Origin of the sequence: Shewanella nanhaiensis (assembly GCF_019457885.1) — a bacterium.
Lineage (GTDB): Bacteria > Pseudomonadota > Gammaproteobacteria > Enterobacterales > Shewanellaceae > Shewanella > Shewanella nanhaiensis.
The window spans coordinates 380,621-401,104 of record NZ_JAHZST010000001.1 but is presented as its reverse complement, the minus strand read 5'-3'; the positions used below and the strand labels follow the sequence as shown (position 1 = coordinate 401,104).

The window sequence follows — 20,484 nt, the reverse complement described above, 5'->3', positions numbered from 1 at the left end:
TTGATTTACTGGACAAGAGAATAGAAGATTGCCGATATCGAAATTAGCCCGATAATAACGACGAACAGATTACTTAATTGACCTGAATACTGCTTCATTGCTGGCACTCTTTTGATGGCATACATCGGCATTATAAAGAGTAGCAGTGCGATAATCGGGCCGCCTAAGCTTTCAATCATACCTAGAATATTGGGATTAATTGTCGCTACAGCCCAGGTTGTTAGCAGCATAAAAGCAGTGGTAAAACGATTTAAGGTGACTGAACTGAGCTCCTTTTTCCTGCTACGTGCAGCTTTAATGATTAAGCCATTAAAGCCTTCACTGGCACCGATATAGTGACCGAAGAACGACTTTGTGATAGCGATTATTGCCACTATAGGCGCAGTATAGGCGATAATTGGTGTGTTAAAGTGATTCGCTAAATAGGTCAATATCGACACGTTTTGTGCCTTTGCTTCTGCTAAGTTCTCAGGGGAGAGGCTTAGCACACAGCTAAAGACAAAAAACATTACTGTAGCGACCATGAGAATATGACTCATGGCTAGAATTCGTGAACACTGCTTTTCAGCATTATCACCATGGGCTTTTTTACGATCGACGGCAAAGGAGGAGATAACTGGCGAGTGATTAAATGAAAAGACCATCACAGGCAGAATAAGCCACAGAGCCATGACGATAGTGCTTACTCCCCCATCTTCAGGCATGACGTTATTAAAGATTGCCGTGTTCCAGTAAGGGATTAAATAGAAAGAGAGCATCAGAAGTACAGCGACGAAGGGAAATACCAGCACACTCATCGCTTTGATAATTAACTGCTCCCCTAAACGCACCACTGCAATTAAGCCTATGATCAAGACTAAAGCTAAAGTCGCGCGGTTAGGTGGACTGATGTTTAGCTGGTGCAGCATAAAACTTTCTACAGTGTTGGTTAGTGCGACACTGTAGACTAATAGAATGGGGTAGATAGCAAAGAAGTAAAGCAGGGTGATAACCTTACCCATGCCAATACCAAAGTGCTCCTCAACCACCTCAGTGATCCCAGCTCCTGATTTGGCCCCTGATAACACAAATCGTGTCATACCCCGGTGGGCGAAGAAGGTCATAGGGAGTGCAAGAAGCGCCATCATTATCAGTGGTATTAAACCACCTTGGGCTGCGTTAATAGGAAGAAAAAGAGTGCCAGCACCTACGGCTGTTCCATAAAGCCCTAATACCCATAGGGTATCACTTTTACTCCAGTTTGATTTGACTTCGATTTGTGTCGAGGTGGTTTCAGTTTTGCTAATTACAGTGTCCATTATGGACATCTCCTTAATCGATTCTTATCTAACCTTATAAGGGTTCTGCTCATACTCTTAAATTACGCTATTAAGCGACATGTACGAAAATATCGGGCGAAATGACATAAGCAATATAAGATAGGGAGTTTAGAACCAAAATATGAATGGAAAAACTAACAGAACCCCGAGAAGGGCGTGCAGTATAGGGGAGATAATTGAGCATAAATGTGATTTCCGACAAACTTATTTAGGTTTTATGAATTAAAGTGTCGAAGCGCAGAAATTTTAAGCATTAGTCTGTTTTTGTGATGTGTTCACGCAAAAGCAATTGTTTAATGCTTCTGTTACTCTGTCTACTTAGTGGATCATGGAGCCTAGTTTGAAGAACAAATTTAAACATTTATTAGCATTTTGCAGCTTATTTGTCTCAATCTCCTCCTTGGCGTCTGATTGGAAAAAACCAGAGTACCTGCAACAGGCATTTGTTGAGGTTGCGTTGAGAAATGAGTATGACACAGGAAAACACTTAGTACGTAAATGGACTCAGCCGATCGGGATCTGGTTGGATCATCGCGTGGGGGATGAGAAGAAGCATGAAGCGCTCGCTCGCATGCATATGGAGCATCTGGCTGCAATCACTGGACATGAACTTCAGCTTGTTAATGAACTGGATAAGGCTAATGTTCATCTGGTTTTTACTAGGCAGAGCAGATGGCTCCAGGAGGTTCAATCTTTGCTAGGTTCAGGTGCGGCAAAGAACCTTCATGGTGCTGTGTGCATGGCAAATGTTGCGACTAATATTAAGGATGAGATAGTTAAGGCATGGATTGTGATACCTGTCGATCAGGCGCAGATGCATGGCAAGTTATTGGCATGTGTGGTTGAGGAGTTGACACAGATAATGGGCCTGCCAAATGATTCAGATAAGGTCTACCCCTCTATTTTTAATGATAAAACACCGCAAGATCTGCTCTCTGGTTTAGATGGTATTTTATTGAAAATGCTCTATCACAAGGAGGTGATACCAGGCATGGATGAGACGAGAGTGAAAGCTATTTTGACTCCTGTGCTGAAAAGGTGGACCAGAGATGGCACATTAGCGAATGCAGATAAGGTGATTCGGGAGGGGAAGCTCTATCCCCTGCTTGGTTACTAGTCTGGGTTATTTGACACCGGCTTATTTGAATAGTCCAATTGCATTAAAACCTCATTGATATTAATAGTTTTTTGGAGCTTGGTTGATCTTTTTACGCTTTATATTATGTTGCTCTATTTTTATATCAACACTCAGTTTTGCCGATGAGGATAAAGAGAAGTCTCAAGAACACAGCAGTGATGCAGAGGTCTCAGATCCCTGTTTTAGCCAATCAGAGCTAGATGGCGTGATTGATGGGGCATTTGATTATCTCAATACTAAGTTTTGCCAGCCTGCTATCTGGTTTGACAGTTTCTTTGTTGATGAACGCAGCCAAGAGGATGCTCGAGCTGGGACTCTGGTTCGTTGGGCTAATGACTTTTCCCACTACCAACAGGAGGGAGCAAAGTACCGAACTGAGCTGAATGCTCGTTTTAACCTACCTGGCGTTAACCAAAAACTAAAAGTGATCATCGACACTCAAGGTGAAGATGACCCTTTTGCGTTTCTGAAAGGTCCTGATGACGAAGGAGAGCGAGATATTGGTTTGCGCTATGATTGGTATGGGAAAGAGAGAGTGAGCTTTAATATTAAGGCAAATTTAAAGCCCAAATTAGAGGCTCGTTGGCGTTATACCTATCCCATTTCAAATAATACCGTTACCCGTCTGACTCAGAAAGTTTATCAAGAGAAAAAAGTGACGGGCGAGTCTACCGAGTTTGATATTGAACACTCATTTGATGAGGAGTTTCTCCTACGCTGGAGTGCCGTGGCTCAGTATGAAAATCGGGGAAATGGCTGGGAGTTTGGCAGTAGCCTGAATCTTTACCATTACATCAGTAGTCAACAAGCCATCAACTATATCGCCAGTATCTACGGCATCGACACTCCATATCACTATGTTGAGAATGCCAGAGTGGCAGTGACATATCGTCAGAGTTTTCTGCGTGAATGGCTGTTTTTCGAGATCACTCCTGAATACAACTGGCGTAAAGAGCTAGAGAGTGAAAGGTTAGATCAGATCATCCTCACTTTTAGATTAGAGGTGATGTTTCAAAACATTTAATCATATAATGTATTGATATTATTTGAGTTTTATATAGTTTAAAAATTTACATAAGATTTTTGGCAAATAATTATATTGGTTACTATAGTTAAAGCCCTAACTTGATTAGGACTGTCAACGAGCCACCTTGCCCTGAATGTGTGGTGACTTGATAACTATGAATAGGAATACCACTTATAAAGGAATATATCATGTCAAATCAAAATCTTGGCGCCTATGGCCCATTCACTTCAGAAATTGATACTCAAGCAAAGGAAGCTTTCTCTGAAGCGATGGAGCATTTTGTCGGTGTGGATTACTCACCTGTTGCCGTGGCTACACAAGTTGTTGCTGGACTGAATTATGCCTACTTCTGTAATGCACAGATCCCAGGTTTAGGGAGCTCTGTATACCCAGCTATGGTCAATATCTACAAACCATTAGATGGTGATGCAGTGATCACGCATATTCAAAAAGTGACATATTAGTTTGAGCTGTTAAACGTCACGACTCAAGAGCACCTTTAGGGTGCTTTTTTTGTGCCCTTATAATGAAGACTTCTTATGAGAGTATGAAGTTTATTGATACAGAGAATGTAAATATTCCCCGATTGATACTCTACTGACACTATGGTGTCAGTAGCCCTGTTTTATGCTTGTTTCATCGCTAAGAGATAGATATTCATGTCGAATGTTAGCTTAGTAATAACAAGGAGTTAAGTATGTTACATCAAGCACCGTTGGTCTGGGGTGAAATCGCCGTTGAGAATATGGATAGAGCCGTTGAGTTTTATGGTAAGCATTTCGGTGTCAGTTTCAGACGAGAAACCATGAATGATATGGAGATGGCTATTCTGGAAACCGAGGATAAAGAAGCGGCCAGTATAGGACTAGTTAAGCATGAGATGATGAAGCCTTCGGCCCATGGCAGTGTGCTTTATCTGCATTTAAGTGACAAACTCACACCTTTAGTGGATAAGATTGCTCAAGCTGGTGTAAATATATTGCTGCCTGTGATGCCAATTAAAGAGGGGGAGTGTGGTTTTATCGCCCTGTTTGAAGACAGTGAAGGCAATACTGTTGGCCTCTGGTCAATGGAGAGTAAATAAAGAGCTAGTTAGGATCTGAAGCCAGTATTGAACTGGCTTTATTAGTTAAATTAATTCAATGTATTAGATAAAGGAGTGATAATGAATGAGTCGAAGGAGGAGCCCAGCATGCCAGTTTTAGTCACCCAAGAGGCGATAGGGGTCGAGGGGATGTTTGTTAGAACCTCAAACTGTGCAGAGCGAGATGTTAATACCCAAAAAATTGCGCCACTTTGGCAGGGCTTTATGCAGCGTAGTGAGGTACAGAGTAATACCCGCTCGCCTATTTATGGCTGTTATTTTGATTATGAGTCTGATGTAAACGGTGAGTTTAATGTTCTCCTTGGGCTGATGGAAGAGCAGGTTGAGCCGACAAAATCAGAGTTAACTAAGCTCAATTTAGCAGCGGGTGAGTATTTGAGATTCAGGGCAAAGGGAGAGATGCCTGAAGTTGTGATCAAGCTATGGGGTGAGGTATGGCAATACTTTAATGCTGACAACTGCCCATACTCGCGTCGATACCTCACTGACTATGAGTGTTATACGGCAACGGATGGGGTAGATATCTATATTGGTGTTAACCGTAAACTTGTTGTTTGAGTGTGCAGCTCTTAGTTCTTATTAAGGAAACCTTACTGTTTCTACTTTACATCTCCTGTTATACAAACGAGTGAACGTAGAGTATTTATCCCAAGGAGTGTTATGCGCCGTGCCGATCGGTTATTCCAGATAGTACAGATCCTCAGAAGCAAGCGATTAACCACTGCGCAGCAGCTGGCGGAGCGACTGGAGGTATCTACTCGTACTGTTTATCGTGATATTCAAGACCTTAGCCTAAGTGGGATCCCTATTGAGGGAGAAGCTGGGGTGGGCTACCTACTACGCCAGGAGGTCAATGTTCCACCTTTGATGTTCAATGAAGCTGAACTTGAAGCGATTCAAGTGGGCATGCGTATGGTCCAAGCTTGGGGAGGGGAGGAGTTGTCGAGTGCTGCCAAGCAAGCGATGATAAAGGTTGAAGCTGTATTGCCCTCAAGGTTGCAAGAGTATCAATCACTCATGTTTGCGCCTGATTTCTATATCGATAATGACGAGTTTAAGTTTCTGGATGTGCTACGAAAGTCTTCACGTTTACGTGAGTACCTTTTAATGGATTACCGAGATGCTAAGGAGGAGGACACTCAAAGAGAGATAAGGCCTCTTGCCATCTATTTTTGGAAAGGGATCTGGACCTTGTTGGCCTGGTGTGAATTAAGAGCTGACTTTCGTAATTTCAGGGTCGATAGAATCATTCACCTGACAAAGTTAGAGCGACACTTTGCGGTGTCGCCAGGAGAGGAGATGCATGACTACATTGCATTAATGGATGCGAAGTACGGAGATGAAAGTAAGCAAAAGTAGAGGTTAAAAAATAGCACTTATTCAAGAACCGGACGCATAAAGCTACGTTCATATCTAAGAATGAATTTATGTTTTTTAGCGTAATAAAATGCGGAAAGGCAATCAACATCTTGGGCCGATTCATGTCGATAGACCTCATAATCAGCTAGACTTGGGAAGGAGAAGAGAGCTATAGCAACATCATTGGCGCCCTCACCGGGTAGAAAGTATCCGTGATGTTGTCCACCAAATTTTTCAACCAAAGGGATCCAGAGCTTGGCATAGTGTTCAAATTCACTGAGCATATCTGGGTCGATGATATATTTTACATGACAGGTCACCTTCATTGGCATCTGTTCAAGGTTGTTTTTTGATGTCATATAAACTCCATTATTAATGAATGATAAAAAATAGACCCATGCTCACTACTGTGGTTAAAAGGATATTTCGAGTGGTAAATGCCAGTACAGCAGCCAGTACAGCAGCAATCAAATAGCTATTATCCAAACTTAAGGCTAGCTCTCCCTCCTGTATAAAGACAATTGGCGCAAATATGGCGGTGAGTACTGCGGGTGCTGAGTAACTTAAAAAAGTTAGGGTATTTTTACTTAACCTGACAGGTAACTTAGGTTCAAGAAAAAGATAGCGACTGGCAAAAACGAGTATGGCCATGGTGATAATAGTTAACCAGATCATGCTTTCTCTCCCGTTACTTTAGCGTACAAGGTGCCGCTGGTCATCCCTGACAGAGCAGCAATCAATAAACCTGCCTGAATATTCATCAATTCACAGATAAGGCTCATCACTAAAGAGACAAGCACACAGATAAGAATCGATGGCTTTTTGACTGCAGGAACTACGATGGCGATAAAAGTGGCTGCGATGGCAAAATCTAGTCCCCATGAGTCTAAATTTGGCAGGGTTTGGCCAGCAATAATCCCGATAGCCGTGGCGATATTCCAACCGAGATAGAAACTAAAGCCGCCGCCAAAAGCGAACCAAGGATCTAACTTATGTTGCTTGCCTTGATTGGCGATCGCGAAAAGCTCATCGGTCAACAGAAAACCTAAGGTTAAGCGCCATTTTAGCGGCATAGGGCTTATCTGCTCCCTCATGGCCATACCATAGAGAAAGTGCCGTGATGTGATAAGTAGAGTGGTGATCAATATACCTGTTAAACCGACCCCTGTTTTTATCATGCCTAAGGCAACGAGCTGGGCGGCGCCGGCAAAGATAACGGCTGACATCGCCTGGCTTTCCATTGGCGTTAAGCCTGCATCAAGGGCAAATGAACCTGCAAGAATTCCCCAAGGGATCACAGCGATAGTGAGAGGGAGAATAACGAGAGCGCCTTTAATAACGGCATCGAGGGCTGTGGTAGTTATGGTTTCTTTTGACGATGAATCCATGGGGTCAGAGATCCGAAAATGGTTGAAGGTAGAAAATTAAGTTAACCTACCTTAAGTTTTCAAGCTTGTACAAAATTGTACTCTTTCGCATAGAGACCTGGTGTTACGCCCATGGTGCGCTTAAAGTGACGGTTGAGGTGACTTTGATCATGAAAGCCGCACTCTAGTGCAACATCGAGTAGTTTATGACCACTTAAAATGAGTTTCTTGGCCAGCCTGACTCTAGATTGGATCTGATAAGCGTGGGGGGGCAAACCAAAAGCCCGTTGAAATTGCTTGATCAGATAGAAAGGACTTAGCCCTGCTAATCGTGCTAGCTCTTCAAGAGATATATCGGCAGCTGGATGATCATCCAAAAACTGTTTAACCAGTGTCAGTTGAGGTTGAGCTAAGGCTTGTGTTTGAGTTTCACCTTTATGCTTACTGTGTCTTGCCATGAGCTTTACCATAGTGGCGTAGACCATGGATTCTCGTAACAGCCTATTATCAGACTCCTTGAGTGTATTGAATGTCGTGCGCAGCATGTCGGCCATAGATTTGTCATAGACGACGGCTTCAGGAAAATAAGGAGCTCCAGAGGAGGGGAGCCCAAGTTCTTGGTTAATTGAGGAAAACTGTTGGGGCAGAGGGTACATGGCGCGATAAGACCAGCCGTTATCAGTGGCTGAAGAACCATTGTGTACCTCATCGGCATTGACCAAGATAATACTATTTTGTGGTGCTAAGTGATTGCTACCTGTACGAAAAAATTTCTGTGCACCTGTTTCAATAACCCCTACGGTATAGCCTTCATGGCTGTGTCGGGAGAAGTTCTGTTTTTGATAGCTGGCATCGAGCAGCTCTATCCCCCCTAGCTCCTGAACTAAGGTAAATTTTGCCTTCTCTTTTACTGCTTCCGCTTTAGCCTTGTCGATGCTGGGCTCCATTTTGATAGTTAAGAGCACAGCATAGCGCAATAATCAGCTTGGGCTTTGTACAAAATTGTCCTGATCTTTATTATTTTAAGAATCTGCTAAAGGCCTTGTCGACAGTGCCATCTTTGATTGCTAGTTCGAGCCAGCTATCGACATACTCTTTCCAGATTAGATCCCGCTCCATTAAATAGGCTTTGCTTGAATAACTTAAGGTTCTATCAGGCATGGCGGCACAAAGTTCTGGGTGTTTTTGGGCTTGTAACTTAACTTCAATCATATCGGTTATCATCACATCGGCGCGCTTGGCAATGATCTCATCGAAGATGGTGACGTTACTGTCATGTACTGTGACTGTAGCGTGTTTAAGGTGATTGTCGACAAACTGCTGATTAGTGCCACCTTTGTTCACTATGACCTTAGTCTCAGCCTTATCTATTTTGCTTAAAGCGTTAAATTGACCCACCTGTTCACAACGGGCAATCGGTGTTTTTCCGCCCTCTAAATAGATGTTTGATAATAATCCCAGTTGCTGCCTGAACAATTTTTTTGAGATCCCACTCATCATGATATCGTATCTATGTGTGGCTAAATCATCGAGCATTGTGTGCCAGCTGGTGGGTAAAAAGATGGCTTGTGCACCTAAAGAACGGGCTAAATGCTTGGCAAGGTCAATATCTATCCCCTGTATATTACTTTCTGTCTGTGTTGGAGAGTTAACAGATGACGAGGGGTAAAACGAGAAAGGCTCATAATCACCAGTCGTGCCAACATAGAGTATTTTCTGTGCGCTAATTCGATCCAGTCTACTGCTATAGCGCTTTGGGTTGATTGCGGTCAATGCGGCGAATAGCGATGCTTTGTCGTTGATATCCAACGCAGGTGAAGATACGTTGGCAACAAGCTCATGAAAATCATGCTCGCCTTGGTGACTGGCCATGCTAGCGATAATCTCCCTGCCTAAACGGATTAGATCTGGGCGTATTTCAGCCAGAGTCTGGGTCTGCTTAGTATTGTTTGGCTCAACTTGTTCTGATTGTTGCCATTGATGGTGGTAATAACGTTGGATCTTCTTGGCAAGTGCAATCTGCACCTTAAAAAACTGCTCAACTTCTTGAGGCTTTAGTCCATACTCCTGAGCCATCGTCATACTCTTATCTAAAACGACTCTATCTCTTTTGAGTACTTCAACCGGTATCTGATGCTGCCATTTATAATGGGCAACAGCTTCCATATAGCCAAGACGGGTATTTATGAGCTCGTAGAGGTGTTGATGGTTACTGGCGTCATCTTTACTGTCTGCGCTTTGCGCAGCGACTGGCAGTAGAGCCAGACACAAGGTGCATAGCAAGATGATTGAAGCCAAAGGCTGAGTGAATTTGAAGCGTGAAAGGTGAGTCATTCGCAAGTGGACCTGAGCCAAATTAAAAATCAGAACCCGACTATATGGGCAAACACTAATAAATGGTATAACTATGATGCTTAATAGTGACTATTTTACCTGGCTGAACTCGGTAACTTCTTTTTGTGTATAGGCTCTGCAGTTTTTATCAAATTATCATGGAGTAAAAGTCAGCAAGGTTTTTGTGCAAAATTGTGCTTAATCTCAATCTGTAACCAAAGTGATTATTTGTAAATAATATTTATCTGTATTTTCTGAGCTATCTTTATGTTTTAACGCTATATTTAAGGGGGCGAGCATCCGTTCATGCGTTAAAGTGAGCCGTGGCTAACGGTGAAAAATATATACTCGCATCTAGGAGCGTTTGGTATTGAGTTATTTTGGAGGTGCGGTGAGAAGAGAGATGGAGCAAAAAGAGATCATTATCTTTGATGGCGTATGTAATCTTTGCCATGGTGCAGTGAATTTTATTATTAACAGAGATCCCAACTGTCGCTTTGTTTTTACACCGATCCAGAGTGACACCGCCAAGGAGTTAATCGCTTCTTATAGCGTGGATGGGGAGGTAGGGGAAACCTTTTTACTTATCAAAGATAATCGCTGCTATATGCGCACTGATGCAGCTTTAGAGATAGTTCAATCTCTATCTGGTTTATGGCCAGTATTTGCAATTGTTAAGGTTCTGCCAAGGGGGATAAGAGATTATTTTTACCGTTTGCTAGCACGAAATCGTTATACACTTTTTGGTCGCCGTGATACCTGTATCTTACCAACCGATGCCGTACTGAGCCGTTTTATCGAGTGACCTTATTTAACAAGATGTTATCTATAGAATAAAGAGGTCGAATATGAATGAATTCGAAGATTTATGCCATTTTAGGACCCCTAGATTAACCGTCTCTAGCTGGTGGGAACACGTTAATTGTGGTGTTTCTGAGGTCAAATTAGCCCAAACCGTATTAGAGATATTAACTCCCAGAGTTACAGCGACTTTGCCAGAAGGATGGCAAGATATTAATCATATTGAAGATGCCCTTATCTGGATGAATGACAGAGCCTGTGAGAGCTGCTTTTTAGTGGTGAAGGAGAGCTCAGATGATCAGGTTATCGGCTTTGTATTCCTGCATGAGTTGGCACAAGAGCAAGCAGCTATTGCTCAAGGAGCTGATAACGCTTCTATTAAAAGTGAGCTTCACCTAGGTTATCTGTTAGCTGAAAACTATTGGGGAAAGGGCTATGCCAGCGAACTGATCGCAGGTTTAGTCGAGTGGGCGAAAGCCTCAGGAGAGATAAAATCTTTTGTGGGCGGGGTCGATATCGATAATACCGCCTCTATTATGGTGATGGAGAAGAATGGTTTTACTTTTCACCAGTCAGAGGGCAGAAACAACACCCTATTTATGCAACTGGAGCTCGATAAGCCCAGCATAAGTAGGAGTAAGTTTAACTAATGTGTTAATCAATTAGGTGTATAAAAAAGGCGAAGAGATTCACTCTCTTCGCCTTTTTTAGGCCTGGCTAGCATAACTGTAATAGCTGCGGCAGAAACTTATTATCTTGATTGGCTATCTCACTTTGCTCGCTTAGGACTTGAGCTAATATGTCATGGGTCGTTAATGGATTGGCGAGTACCACCCTAAATACCACAGACTTTATATCCACTATGCCTGCTTCTGGGTTGATTCGGGTACGGGAGACAAAAGAGGTTCCCTGTTCTCGTTGGCGTTTCTGCACAAATTTAGTGAGACCATCTAGCAAACGGTTAAATTCGATAAGGGATTGAACATCTTTGTTTTCTCTGGCTTGCGCCATGGCCATTTGAACTGACTTTGGTACATAGCGATAGGTGAGTAGACAGAGTTCAGGCTCTGATACCAGCTCAAAGTCTTGATGCTGTTTTATCAGTTCGGAAAAATATCGCGCCTTCTCTAAGCTATTGTTAATTAATATCTCGTAACCGTCGCGACCGATCACCTGAAGACAAGCATGAACCAGCATCGCCATACCTGGGCGAGACCCCTCCAAAGTCTGACTGCCTAAATCTTTAGAGCCTTTTCTAAGAATATACTCTGCATGATGTTTAATGGCGTTGGCAAAAGCGGGATCTTTAAAGATAACCATACCCGCGCCCATAGGCACATACATCTGTTTGTGTGCATCTATGGTCACGGAGTCCGCTCGCTCTATCCCTTTAAGCAGGTGACGGTACTTATTTGATAACAGCGACGCGCCGCCCCATGCTGCATCGACATGGAAATGACAATCGAGCTCAGATGCTAATGTGGCTAACTCATCTAAGGGATCGATATTGCCAGTTTCAGTTGTGCCAGCAACACCGACAATCGCCATCACCTTGATGTTGTCATCATTGAGCTTGGCAGCCACCGCGCGCATCTGATTTACATCGACCTTGTTATCAGAGGATGTTGGGATCTGAATGATATTTTCACGACCTATGCCGAGCAGATCGGCGGTTTTGGCCAATGAGTAGTGGCCACGCTCGGAGACCAGAATCGCGAGATCATCATAACCATAATGGCGTAGACCTTTCACTAAACCTTGAGCCGATACCCCTTTAAAGTCGCCATCAGCCTTTAATAGTTGGTTACGAGCTGTCCAGAGCGCAGTGATATTGGCCACAGTACCGCCAGAGCAAAAAGCTCCTAGTGAATAGTTAGCACTGTGCATCCAGCTTTGATAAAACTCATCACTCTCACTGTAGATAAGGTGATGCATCATGCCTAAGACCTGACGTTCCAGTGGCGTAAAGGCTTTGGATGTTTCTATTTTTACCAAGTTCTGGTTTAAGCCCACCATCATCTTAGACAGTGGTAGGACAAAATAGGGAAGGGCCGAGGTCATATGCCCAATAAAGCTAGGGGCCGAGGTATGCACTGAGTGGGCGACCAAGGTTTTCATCATATCATCGGCGTAATCTGAGACAAACTGCGGCGCCGAGGGGATCTGATGTTGTTGGAAATCCAGTTCAATTTCAGATAGAGGCTTTTCGACAGCCACAACACTCTCCTGCAGAAAGCCCATTAGGTTCTGGGAGATGTTCTGTTCGATGACACTCAAGGTGGAATCAGGGGCTTCAGGGACGGTGAAGATGCGCAGTAGTGCCTCTTCAGAAGCTGTGGCTCGTCTTTGTGTCATCGACATGGTTTTCTCTTTGCTATCACACTATTTTCAATAGGAGCTGCTATTAGTTGCAGTTTTCCAAAAGGGGGCTCACTTTACTTTATGCGCTTTAGCGCATCAAGTGGAAAAGTTAAATCGATTCGGGCTGAATGTAAAGCGGTGACAAAGGGGCAATTGCGCTGTCATTAATGGCTCTGAAGACGCTAAAGGGCAAAGCTTGGGTGCTTTCGTCTTCAGAGCTGCAAGGATTAAAGTGACTTTTACTTCATGGCGTAGAGTGCTGCAACATTGCGTGAAGTGGTAAACAGGTTATGCTTTGCGCTAGCGAGTACCTCCTCAATGGGCAGAGCTCTTGGTGTGATAGAGAAGATAGCCTTGATACCGTGCTCGAGTAAGATATTGGCATCATCACTGACACATCCTGCAATAGCTACCACAGGGATCTGCTGTGCGTTCGCGATCCGTGTCACTCCCATAGGTGTTTTCCCGTGTAAGGTTTGACTGTCTAACCTACCTTCTCCTGTGATAACAAGCTGGGCCCCCTTTATTTTTTCATCTAGCTTTACGGTTTCCATCACGATATCTATGCCGGGTCTGAGTGAAGCCCCTAGAAAAGCCATAACCCCTAAGCCCATGCCACCAGCGGCGCCAGAGCCTGAAATATTGCGCCTGTCAGGGAGTGGGTGTTGAGCAATGATATCGGCATAACGAGTTAGGGCTGCATCGAGTGTGACGATCATTTCAGGGCTAGCCCCTTTTTGAGGCCCAAAAATAGCAGAGGCCCCTTTTTCGCCACAAAGTGGGTTATCTACGTCACAGGCGACCTCAAATTCACACTCCGCGATAAGCGGGTGAATATCCTTAAGGTCAATGCGCTCAAGTTGCTGAAGAGATGCGCCACCTACTGGCAGTGCTTTGCCCTCTTTATCTAGCAGATGAACCCCGATTGCTTGAGCCATTCCTGCTCCGCCATCGTTTGTGGCACTGCCACCAAGTCCGATTAAGATACGCTTAATACCGCGATTAAGCGCATCACAGATGAGCTCTCCTGTGCCATAACTTGTGGTGATAAGTGGATTTCGCAAATTTATCGGCACATGGTGCAGCCCAGAGGCAGATGCCATCTCTATCACTGCGGTTTTGACTCTGTTGTCGTCATTGTCACCCAAAATGCCATAGTGTGCCTGTACACGGTTGCCTAAAGGGCCCGTTACCTCAAGATTGACTATGCTGCCTTGAGTTGCATCGACCATCGACTGAACCGTACCTTCACCACCATCGGCAACAGGGAGCTTGATGAACTCTGCATCGGGTAACACCATCTTAAAGCCGCGTTCGATCTCATCGGCCACTTCCATCGCGCTTAAGCTTTCTTTAAATGAATCGGGGGCGATAACTATTTTCATCGTTTTTCCTATAGAGGAGGTCGCTTAATTTTTGAATTAGTGCCTGACGCTATCTCGATCGCAGGCACTAAATTTGGTGGCGTATATCAATTTAAAGTAGCACTAAGCTTAGGATAAACACTAACGTCATCGCTGTAAGGCCTTGGATAAGTGTTGCCATGGTTTGTGCTTTATAGGCTTGTTTAACGCTCATGCGGCTAAATTGAGTGACAACCCAGAAGAAGCTGTCATTGGCATGAGAGACTGTCATCGCGCCAGCGCCAATGGCCATAACTGTTAGCACGCGCCCCATATCACTTGCCAGACCAATATCGCCGAGCATAGGGGCAACGAGTGCCGATGTTGCAACTAAAGCTACGGTAGATGAGCCTTGGGCTGACTTTAACGCAGCAGCCACGATAAATGGCATAAAGATCCCTATTCCGAGTGCCGAGAGTGATGTGCCTAGGAAGTTACCTATCTCAGTGGCTTTAAGGACGGCACCGAATGCACCACCTGCACCTGTGATTAATAGAATTGGCGCTGAAACGACTAAGCCTTGGCTGATGCGCTCACTGAACTCTCTGATTTTATCGCTGCTTTTTAGCAGTGAAACAGAAAGTAGTAAACCGACCATAAGTGCATTGACTGGCTGACCCAGAAAAGCCAGCACGTCGAACATCAAACCGTTACCAAGAGGGGATGACGGGAAGTTAGCGATAGAGCCGAAACAGATAAGCAAGATAGGCACGAATATCGGTGCAAACGCACGAGTTGGACTTGGCAATGTGCCATAAGCCGCTTTTAGGTTATCAAGCTCCTCAACCTGAGTTTTTAGCTCCTCAGCGCCTTCACCGTCAGGTTCGACATTAGCGAAGCGGTTTGCCCATAGGGTACCGGCAAGTGCTGCAATTGCGGCAACAAATACACCCACGAAGATCACTAAACCTAAGTTTGATTCAAGGCCTAAGTTACCCGCAGCAGCAATCGGGCCTGGTGTGGGCGGCACAAAGGTATGGGTGGCGTACAGGCCTGTGGCAAGGGCGACACTCATAGAGACGCTCGAGACCTTCATACGATTAGCCATCGACTGTTTTAGTGAGTTTAAGATCACAAAGCCAGAGTCACAAAATACTGGGATAGAAACCAAGTAGCCGATAATTGACATGGTGAGAGTAGGGAAGCGTTTACCTAGCACTTTTATGACCACATCGGCCATGGTGATAGCGGCGCCGCTTTTTTCCAGTATGGTCCCTATGATGGTACCTAGTACGATCACTAACCCAATATATCCTAAGATCCCACCAAATCCACTGGTGATGGTTTTGGCGATGTCTGCACTGGGGAGACCATAGGCAAAGGCGGTGATGAAGGAGGCTAGAATCAGTGTTAAAAATGGATGTAATTTAAATTTTGAGGTGGCAATAACAATGAAAAGTATCACTGCCAACAAGATCAATACTTGGCTCATAGGGGTCCCTGTTTGGGTTTTTATCGCTATTTTTATGGATTAGCCGTGATGGCTAAGTTTTTTGGCTATTATCCTGTGCTCAATACAATCAATCATCGTCTGTGATCACTAATTTTACGTTTATATAGGTTACTTTATTGTGCGCATGCACAAAAAGTGAAGTAAAGCTGGTGTTGGGACTTAGCTAGACTGGGCAGGGTATTGGCAGAAGTTATTTGGGGAGTTTGTTGAGGAGTGAAAAATAAGCGCTTAATGATGAAGTTCAAACTTTAACAGACAATTCGTGGTTGATATTTTCAATGTGCCGATGTTATTTGATAATATTAACCATAAGATTCAACGATCCCACGCCCTATTTTTCTAGATGCACAATGAGAGATAAATGGAACTATTCTCCTTACTATTAAAGATCAGAAACGAGCTTAATTTCACGCAGGCCGAGATGGTTGAGAAGCTGTCGCTCTACCATAAGGTGTTTGCAAATTTAGATCTGATCACCTATAGCCGCTGGGAGCGCGGCGTCTCTATGCCTTCAAGTTTGCGGATCATACATCTACTCTCCTTTGCGCAATACGATGTAATGCGCTACTTAATCAAGTTAGATCTGAAATTGTCTAAGACGAAATCGAATTTAATGACTCGATTAGAAGCCCATGCTTATGATCAACAAGCTCTTATTCAAACGGCTTACTACACCGATGTTGGTGGTGTGTTTAACACTTATTCGGGCTCTAACCCTTTGACTGATTTAGATCGTTTGGAAAAGATATGTGAGAGCAGTGGACGCTTTTTTAAATTAGAACAGATTGAGCTTGAGGAGAGGTGTCGTCGCTCTATCGAACTGCAAAAAAGTGGTGCATTACATATTGTGACGTGTGAAGGGCAGGATGAACGCATGTATGCCCATGCGCTTATATCTGTGCACAACCTTAGTGAAAGAGATCGGCTGAGAAGTCAATTTAAAGACTTTTACGATATTCCACGTGATGCCAAAATTTGTGGTGAGAAGGTTGTTTTCGTGCATTCTGTGATGCGTTTTAATTTTCAGTGGTGGGAGTATAACTGTTTTCAATTATTGAAAGTGCTCTTTAATGATCCTGAGATTAAAGAGCTATTTTTGATTGTTCGAGATAAAAATGCTGAGCAGTTATATTCTAGCTTTGGTTTTAAGGTTGAAGTGGAGGCTGACATGGAGAGTGAGAGTCCTTTTGCCAGTATTCCAAAGCTTATTAGTATTGAAAGGGATGATTTTCTCTCGCATCACGGGGTTATCGCCTGGCTCAAGTCCCATGCAGATCTGATTAAACACTAAGCGGTGCCGCTAGCCGTACCTTCCAGTTCTTGTTTCTATAGGCATAGTTAAATTTCATTTTCCTAAAGTGACCTGTAGAAGCCTCTGTTTCATTGTTAACATCTGCTCGAAATTACTGCATCACCCTCTTTTTCAAACAGTGTTCATTCAAGGTTGATACCCATAGGGGTTACTGGCTTACCTGGTTTTATGACGCGCAGGCTCGTCGATAACATCGATTTGTTGACTGCGTGTGCCCCTATTGTGAGCTCAAAAGCTGTTGAAAGTTATGGGTGATGCGCGTTGTAAAATGGACTTTTAATGGGGTTTACAATGAAATTTTTTAATCAATTTTTGTTCATTGGTGTGCTTACAGTATTAAGCGCATGTGGCGGGGGCTCTGAGAGTGAAGGCGGCGATGTCACACCGCCACCTCCACCCCCTCCAGTGGTGACAAAAAACGTCACAGCGATGGATTTTCGTCAATCGGTTACGATAGCTGACGGTATTGCTCAGCCATTGACCTTTAATCTCTCTAATTATGTGGCTGCTAAAACGGGCAATAGATTGACCTTAGATAAGATAGAGGCCTTAGGTCATCGCGCTGATTGCCACGTCACAAACACAGATAAACAGGCCCTTGCTTTTACGGTAACACCTAGCAGGCCAGTGAGCTGTGATTACCGTTATACCGTCACAGATGGAGCTGAAAAGCGTTCTGGTTTAACCTCAATTGTGTTTAGTAGCCAAGGGGCTAAACAATTTGCAGCAGAGCAAGGACTCACGCTACCTGTTGATGATGTTCTCCCTGAGATCAGGCAGTCACTGACAGTGGGCCAAACGCTTAACGTTAATATTCAAGATGAGTTAGCGACTGAGTTTTTAGCCATGACAAACCCTAAGTTTGAAGCGTCAACCATAGTTGTTGGCAGTGGAACACCTACGCTGTCAGAGGTGGGGGATTTTAGTTACCAAGGCATAGAGATAGGTTTGACTAGCGTGACCTACTATGTGATTGATGACAATAACTTAGTGTTTTCTGGTGTCGTTAATATTGATGTCTCTGGCGATCTAAATACTGCGCCCGAAACCAAAGATGAAGCCTATGGTCGCCTGGTTCCTGTTGAAGGGGAGATAACGCTGGATATTCTACACTTTCCTGGTGTTGGCTCATTAGTAAACGACAAAGAGGGGGACAAGGTCCAGCTCGTTGGTGTGCAGGTGTATGACGCTAATGTCAACCTTGTCAATCCAGATGATGTCAATAATACACAGTTTCGATTTTCAGCTTCTGATAAGGGGATATATGAGGTGAAGTACACTGTGTATGACCATGAAGTTGATGGTGTCAGTACAGGAGTTATCACCATAGAAACCGGCTATGTGCGAGAGGGGATCTTAGAGTTCTCTTTTAATGGCTTTATTAAACTTTTTGGCGACGGTGCCCTTGGGGCGGTCGGGCGTAATACCCTTATTAAACCATTTAAAGAGACACTGATCCCCTACATGGAAAATAACGGTCTGTACACCACAGGGCTTAAAAATATCGGTTTTGGTAATTACCGAGTCGACATGAGCAGTGAAAATGGCGGTGAAGACAAGATAGTGCTATTTACTGCACTGAATGCACTGCAACCGATCGAAACACTTATCGAGCTACCCGCCACAAGTAAGGTTTATTATGGCCTGACTTATGCCGACCGAATTATGGGTTATGGCGGCATTGTTTTTGAGGTTTCCCAATCAGGGAATGCGATTGCACACAATCAAATATACGGTACTGCCAATGCTTGCTACGGTAATTTTACTGACAAGTTCAATGCGTTAAACTTAAGTGATGTCGAAAAGATTGAGAGCTTCGGTGCTTTCTCTGCGGTAGTGTATTTCAATGATGGTAGCGCGACTTACTACAGTATTGACTGTGGTAGCAGTGGCAAACTTATCAGCTCAAATTGGACCAAGCACATAGACAAAGTCTCCCAGTGTTGGGAGGCATCTGATAATGGTAAACAGCACGGCTCTTTTTACTGTTTGAACAAAGATCAATCAGAGCAGGCATTTTTGCGTGTGGTCAGTGATGAGGAGCTTGATGAGAAAGGTAATATCTATCTCAAATTTGCAAACTTCTTTAAAAACACAGGTAAAAAGATAGTCAAAAGCACCCAAGTCACTAAAGGTATCGCGGCATTAACTGATAGTGGCGATCTGTATGTTCTCTTTGATGGTAAGAATAAAGAGGGAGAGTCATACAAGGTCAAGAAAGTGGCAACAAGAGTGAATGACTATCAGCAAACTGCCAACTATGTCACCTATATGCATATGGTTGAAGATGATTACCGCACAGAGGCCGATGAGGCAAGCAGCAACACGCCACGAGATAGCTACCAACTTGAGTTTAATGGTTATGCACAATATCACCAGGAAACATTACCTAACGGTAATAAGCTGGATATGACCATTAAATTTAGCAAGTTAAGCCATAGTGACCGCAGAAAAGTAAAGTTTTATGAGAATACCGCTAACGCAGTAGGCTTGATCATTGATGACAAGTTAAAAATATTAACCAATAAAGGGTTAAAAGAGTACGGTGGGCGTGACCACCATAACAATATTGTTGGTGACTCTGCCAACTCTTACGGGGTTCGCACAGATACCGCAGGTCAAGGGCGAAGTACCTTTTTTGCGCGGGGTAATAAAAATGATCATATCGATCATTGGGAGTTTTACAGCCCACTGGAAGAGTTAGATCAAAGCTTAAGCTGTGAGAAGCCCAAACATGGTGAAGTCTCCTACCCCTATATTTTGACTGGGTGTAGCTATATCGACTTTAAAATGAATGGCGCCGTTATACCACTGACAGACTCTGGGGTATCTGTGTACCCTGAGGTGCGTTTTGCTAACGAAGATGCTGCGGGTCAAGTTTATCCAGACTTAGTGGATTTAGATAATGATGGCTTATCGACACAGCAAGAGGTGGAGGCCTGTTTAGCTGAGCGCAGCGACTATCATCGTGGTGATATCGAATACTGCTCGCAGCCTATCTTATCAGACAGTGATGGAGATGATGTGCTAGACAGTTTCGAATACCTGCATCAGGACAGTGGTAAGGGCAACTATCACAGCCGATTTAGCCATATTGTCGGGGATTATAAGCAAAATCAATTTGGCCCTTATGATGGCAATAAAGATATCGATACTAATGGACAGCGAGATAAATACGATAACTAGTTATGCTTCAGATTAGTATTTTTTAATGTTAAACCGAAAAAGGCAGTGTTTTGTAATGAAACACTGCCTTTTTTATCGCAAATATTCCTATACCTGAAGGTATGAGCCCTTCGTCCACTCTGCTCTTTTATTGCTCTAATTGTAGTTTTTAGATCATAAAAACCATCTTTTTAGTATGTAAATCATACTAACTAGGCATTTTTGATTTTAAAATTTCAGTTTTGACCTGTTGGTAATATCTCCTAGCGCTAATATGTTTCCTGAAAACTGACCTATCAAACATACATGCAACTAGCAAGGCGTGTGACATGAAAAGTTG

Annotated in this window: 19 protein-coding genes; 10 read left to right on the top strand and 9 right to left on the bottom strand. The window is 43.6% G+C overall.

Going from position 1 to position 20,484, the window contains the following annotated elements; translation table 11 throughout:
• Positions 1-5: 5 nt before the first annotated feature.
• Entirely contained in the window at positions 6-1,298 is a 1,293-nt protein-coding gene (locus K0625_RS01605) for a serine/threonine transporter (protein WP_220108050.1), read from the bottom strand.
• Between the two features lie 412 nt (positions 1,299-1,710).
• On the opposite strand from K0625_RS01605, the gene K0625_RS01600 reads away from it, so the two are divergent.
• The 6 genes from K0625_RS01600 (at position 1,711) to K0625_RS01575 (ending at position 5,948) form a co-directional block, all read left to right on the top strand.
• A complete protein-coding gene (locus K0625_RS01600; protein ID WP_333473828.1) occupies positions 1,711-2,436 on the top strand; it encodes a DUF2927 domain-containing protein in 726 nt (241 codons plus the stop codon).
• A gap of 82 nt (positions 2,437-2,518) precedes the next feature.
• Positions 2,519-3,481, top strand: coding sequence for a hypothetical protein (locus K0625_RS01595; protein ID WP_220108048.1), 963 nt, complete (start codon positions 2,519-2,521; stop codon positions 3,479-3,481).
• A gap of 191 nt (positions 3,482-3,672) precedes the next feature.
• Positions 3,673-3,948 carry a hypothetical protein gene (locus tag K0625_RS01590; protein WP_012325752.1) on the top strand — a complete coding sequence of 92 codons (276 nt, stop codon included), beginning with the start codon at positions 3,673-3,675 and terminating at the stop codon, positions 3,946-3,948.
• 233 nt (positions 3,949-4,181) lie between these two features.
• Positions 4,182-4,568 carry a VOC family protein gene (locus K0625_RS01585; protein ID WP_220108047.1) on the top strand — a complete coding sequence of 129 codons (387 nt, stop codon included), beginning with the start codon at positions 4,182-4,184 and terminating at the stop codon, positions 4,566-4,568.
• An 81-nt stretch (positions 4,569-4,649) separates the two neighbouring features.
• Complete coding sequence (locus K0625_RS01580) at positions 4,650-5,147, top strand: GyrI-like domain-containing protein (RefSeq protein ID WP_220108046.1); 498 nt, start codon at positions 4,650-4,652, stop codon at positions 5,145-5,147.
• 102 nt (positions 5,148-5,249) lie between these two features.
• Positions 5,250-5,948, top strand: a complete 699-nt coding sequence (locus K0625_RS01575; RefSeq protein ID WP_220108045.1) for a helix-turn-helix transcriptional regulator — start codon at positions 5,250-5,252, stop codon at positions 5,946-5,948.
• A 17-nt stretch (positions 5,949-5,965) separates the two neighbouring features.
• Here K0625_RS01575 and K0625_RS01570 read toward each other — a convergent pair whose 3' ends face one another.
• The 5 genes from K0625_RS01570 to aroQ all read right to left on the bottom strand — a co-directional run bounded on the left by K0625_RS01570 (position 5,966) and on the right by aroQ (position 9,649).
• Complete coding sequence (locus tag K0625_RS01570; protein ID WP_065188563.1) at positions 5,966-6,307, bottom strand: NIPSNAP family protein; 342 nt, start codon at positions 6,305-6,307, stop codon at positions 5,966-5,968.
• 13 nt (positions 6,308-6,320) lie between these two features.
• A complete protein-coding gene (locus K0625_RS01565; RefSeq protein ID WP_220108044.1) occupies positions 6,321-6,623 on the bottom strand; it encodes an AzlD domain-containing protein in 303 nt (100 codons plus the stop codon).
• Positions 6,620-7,336 carry an AzlC family ABC transporter permease gene (locus K0625_RS01560; protein WP_220108043.1) on the bottom strand — a complete coding sequence of 239 codons (717 nt, stop codon included), beginning with the start codon at positions 7,334-7,336 and terminating at the stop codon, positions 6,620-6,622. The genes K0625_RS01565 and K0625_RS01560 overlap by 4 nt, the downstream gene beginning before the upstream one ends.
• A gap of 59 nt (positions 7,337-7,395) precedes the next feature.
• Positions 7,396-8,262, bottom strand: a complete 867-nt coding sequence (locus tag K0625_RS01555) for an AraC family transcriptional regulator (RefSeq protein ID WP_220108179.1) — start codon at positions 8,260-8,262, stop codon at positions 7,396-7,398.
• 70 nt (positions 8,263-8,332) lie between these two features.
• Positions 8,333-9,649, bottom strand: a complete 1,317-nt coding sequence (aroQ, locus tag K0625_RS01550; RefSeq protein WP_220108042.1) for a gamma subclass chorismate mutase AroQ — start codon at positions 9,647-9,649, stop codon at positions 8,333-8,335.
• 370 nt (positions 9,650-10,019) lie between these two features.
• On the opposite strand from aroQ, the gene K0625_RS01545 reads away from it, so the two are divergent.
• Positions 10,020-10,454, top strand: coding sequence for a thiol-disulfide oxidoreductase DCC family protein (locus K0625_RS01545; protein WP_232846869.1), 435 nt, complete (start codon positions 10,020-10,022; stop codon positions 10,452-10,454).
• A gap of 43 nt (positions 10,455-10,497) precedes the next feature.
• Complete coding sequence (locus K0625_RS01540; protein ID WP_220108041.1) at positions 10,498-11,100, top strand: GNAT family N-acetyltransferase; 603 nt, start codon at positions 10,498-10,500, stop codon at positions 11,098-11,100.
• 67 nt (positions 11,101-11,167) lie between these two features.
• On the opposite strand, the gene panP is transcribed toward K0625_RS01540, so the two are convergent.
• From panP to K0625_RS01525, 3 genes are all read right to left on the bottom strand, one after another.
• On the bottom strand, positions 11,168-12,805 hold the full coding sequence (panP, locus tag K0625_RS01535) for a pyridoxal-dependent aspartate 1-decarboxylase PanP (RefSeq protein WP_220108177.1): 1,638 nt from the start codon (positions 12,803-12,805) through the stop codon (positions 11,168-11,170).
• Positions 12,806-13,050: 245 nt separating this feature from the next.
• Positions 13,051-14,196 (bottom strand): glycerate kinase family protein, encoded by a 1,146-nt coding sequence (locus K0625_RS01530; RefSeq protein ID WP_220108040.1) that lies wholly within the window; start codon positions 14,194-14,196, stop codon positions 13,051-13,053.
• A gap of 91 nt (positions 14,197-14,287) precedes the next feature.
• Positions 14,288-15,646, bottom strand: a complete 1,359-nt coding sequence (locus K0625_RS01525; protein ID WP_220108039.1) for a GntP family permease — start codon at positions 15,644-15,646, stop codon at positions 14,288-14,290.
• Between the two features lie 382 nt (positions 15,647-16,028).
• Between K0625_RS01525 and K0625_RS01520 the strand changes: the two genes are divergently transcribed.
• Positions 16,029-16,958 carry an XRE family transcriptional regulator gene (locus K0625_RS01520; protein WP_220108038.1) on the top strand — a complete coding sequence of 310 codons (930 nt, stop codon included), beginning with the start codon at positions 16,029-16,031 and terminating at the stop codon, positions 16,956-16,958.
• A 312-nt stretch (positions 16,959-17,270) separates the two neighbouring features.
• On the top strand, positions 17,271-20,165 hold the full coding sequence (locus tag K0625_RS01515) for a hypothetical protein (protein WP_220108037.1): 2,895 nt from the start codon (positions 17,271-17,273) through the stop codon (positions 20,163-20,165).
• Positions 20,166-20,484 lie beyond the last annotated feature (319 nt).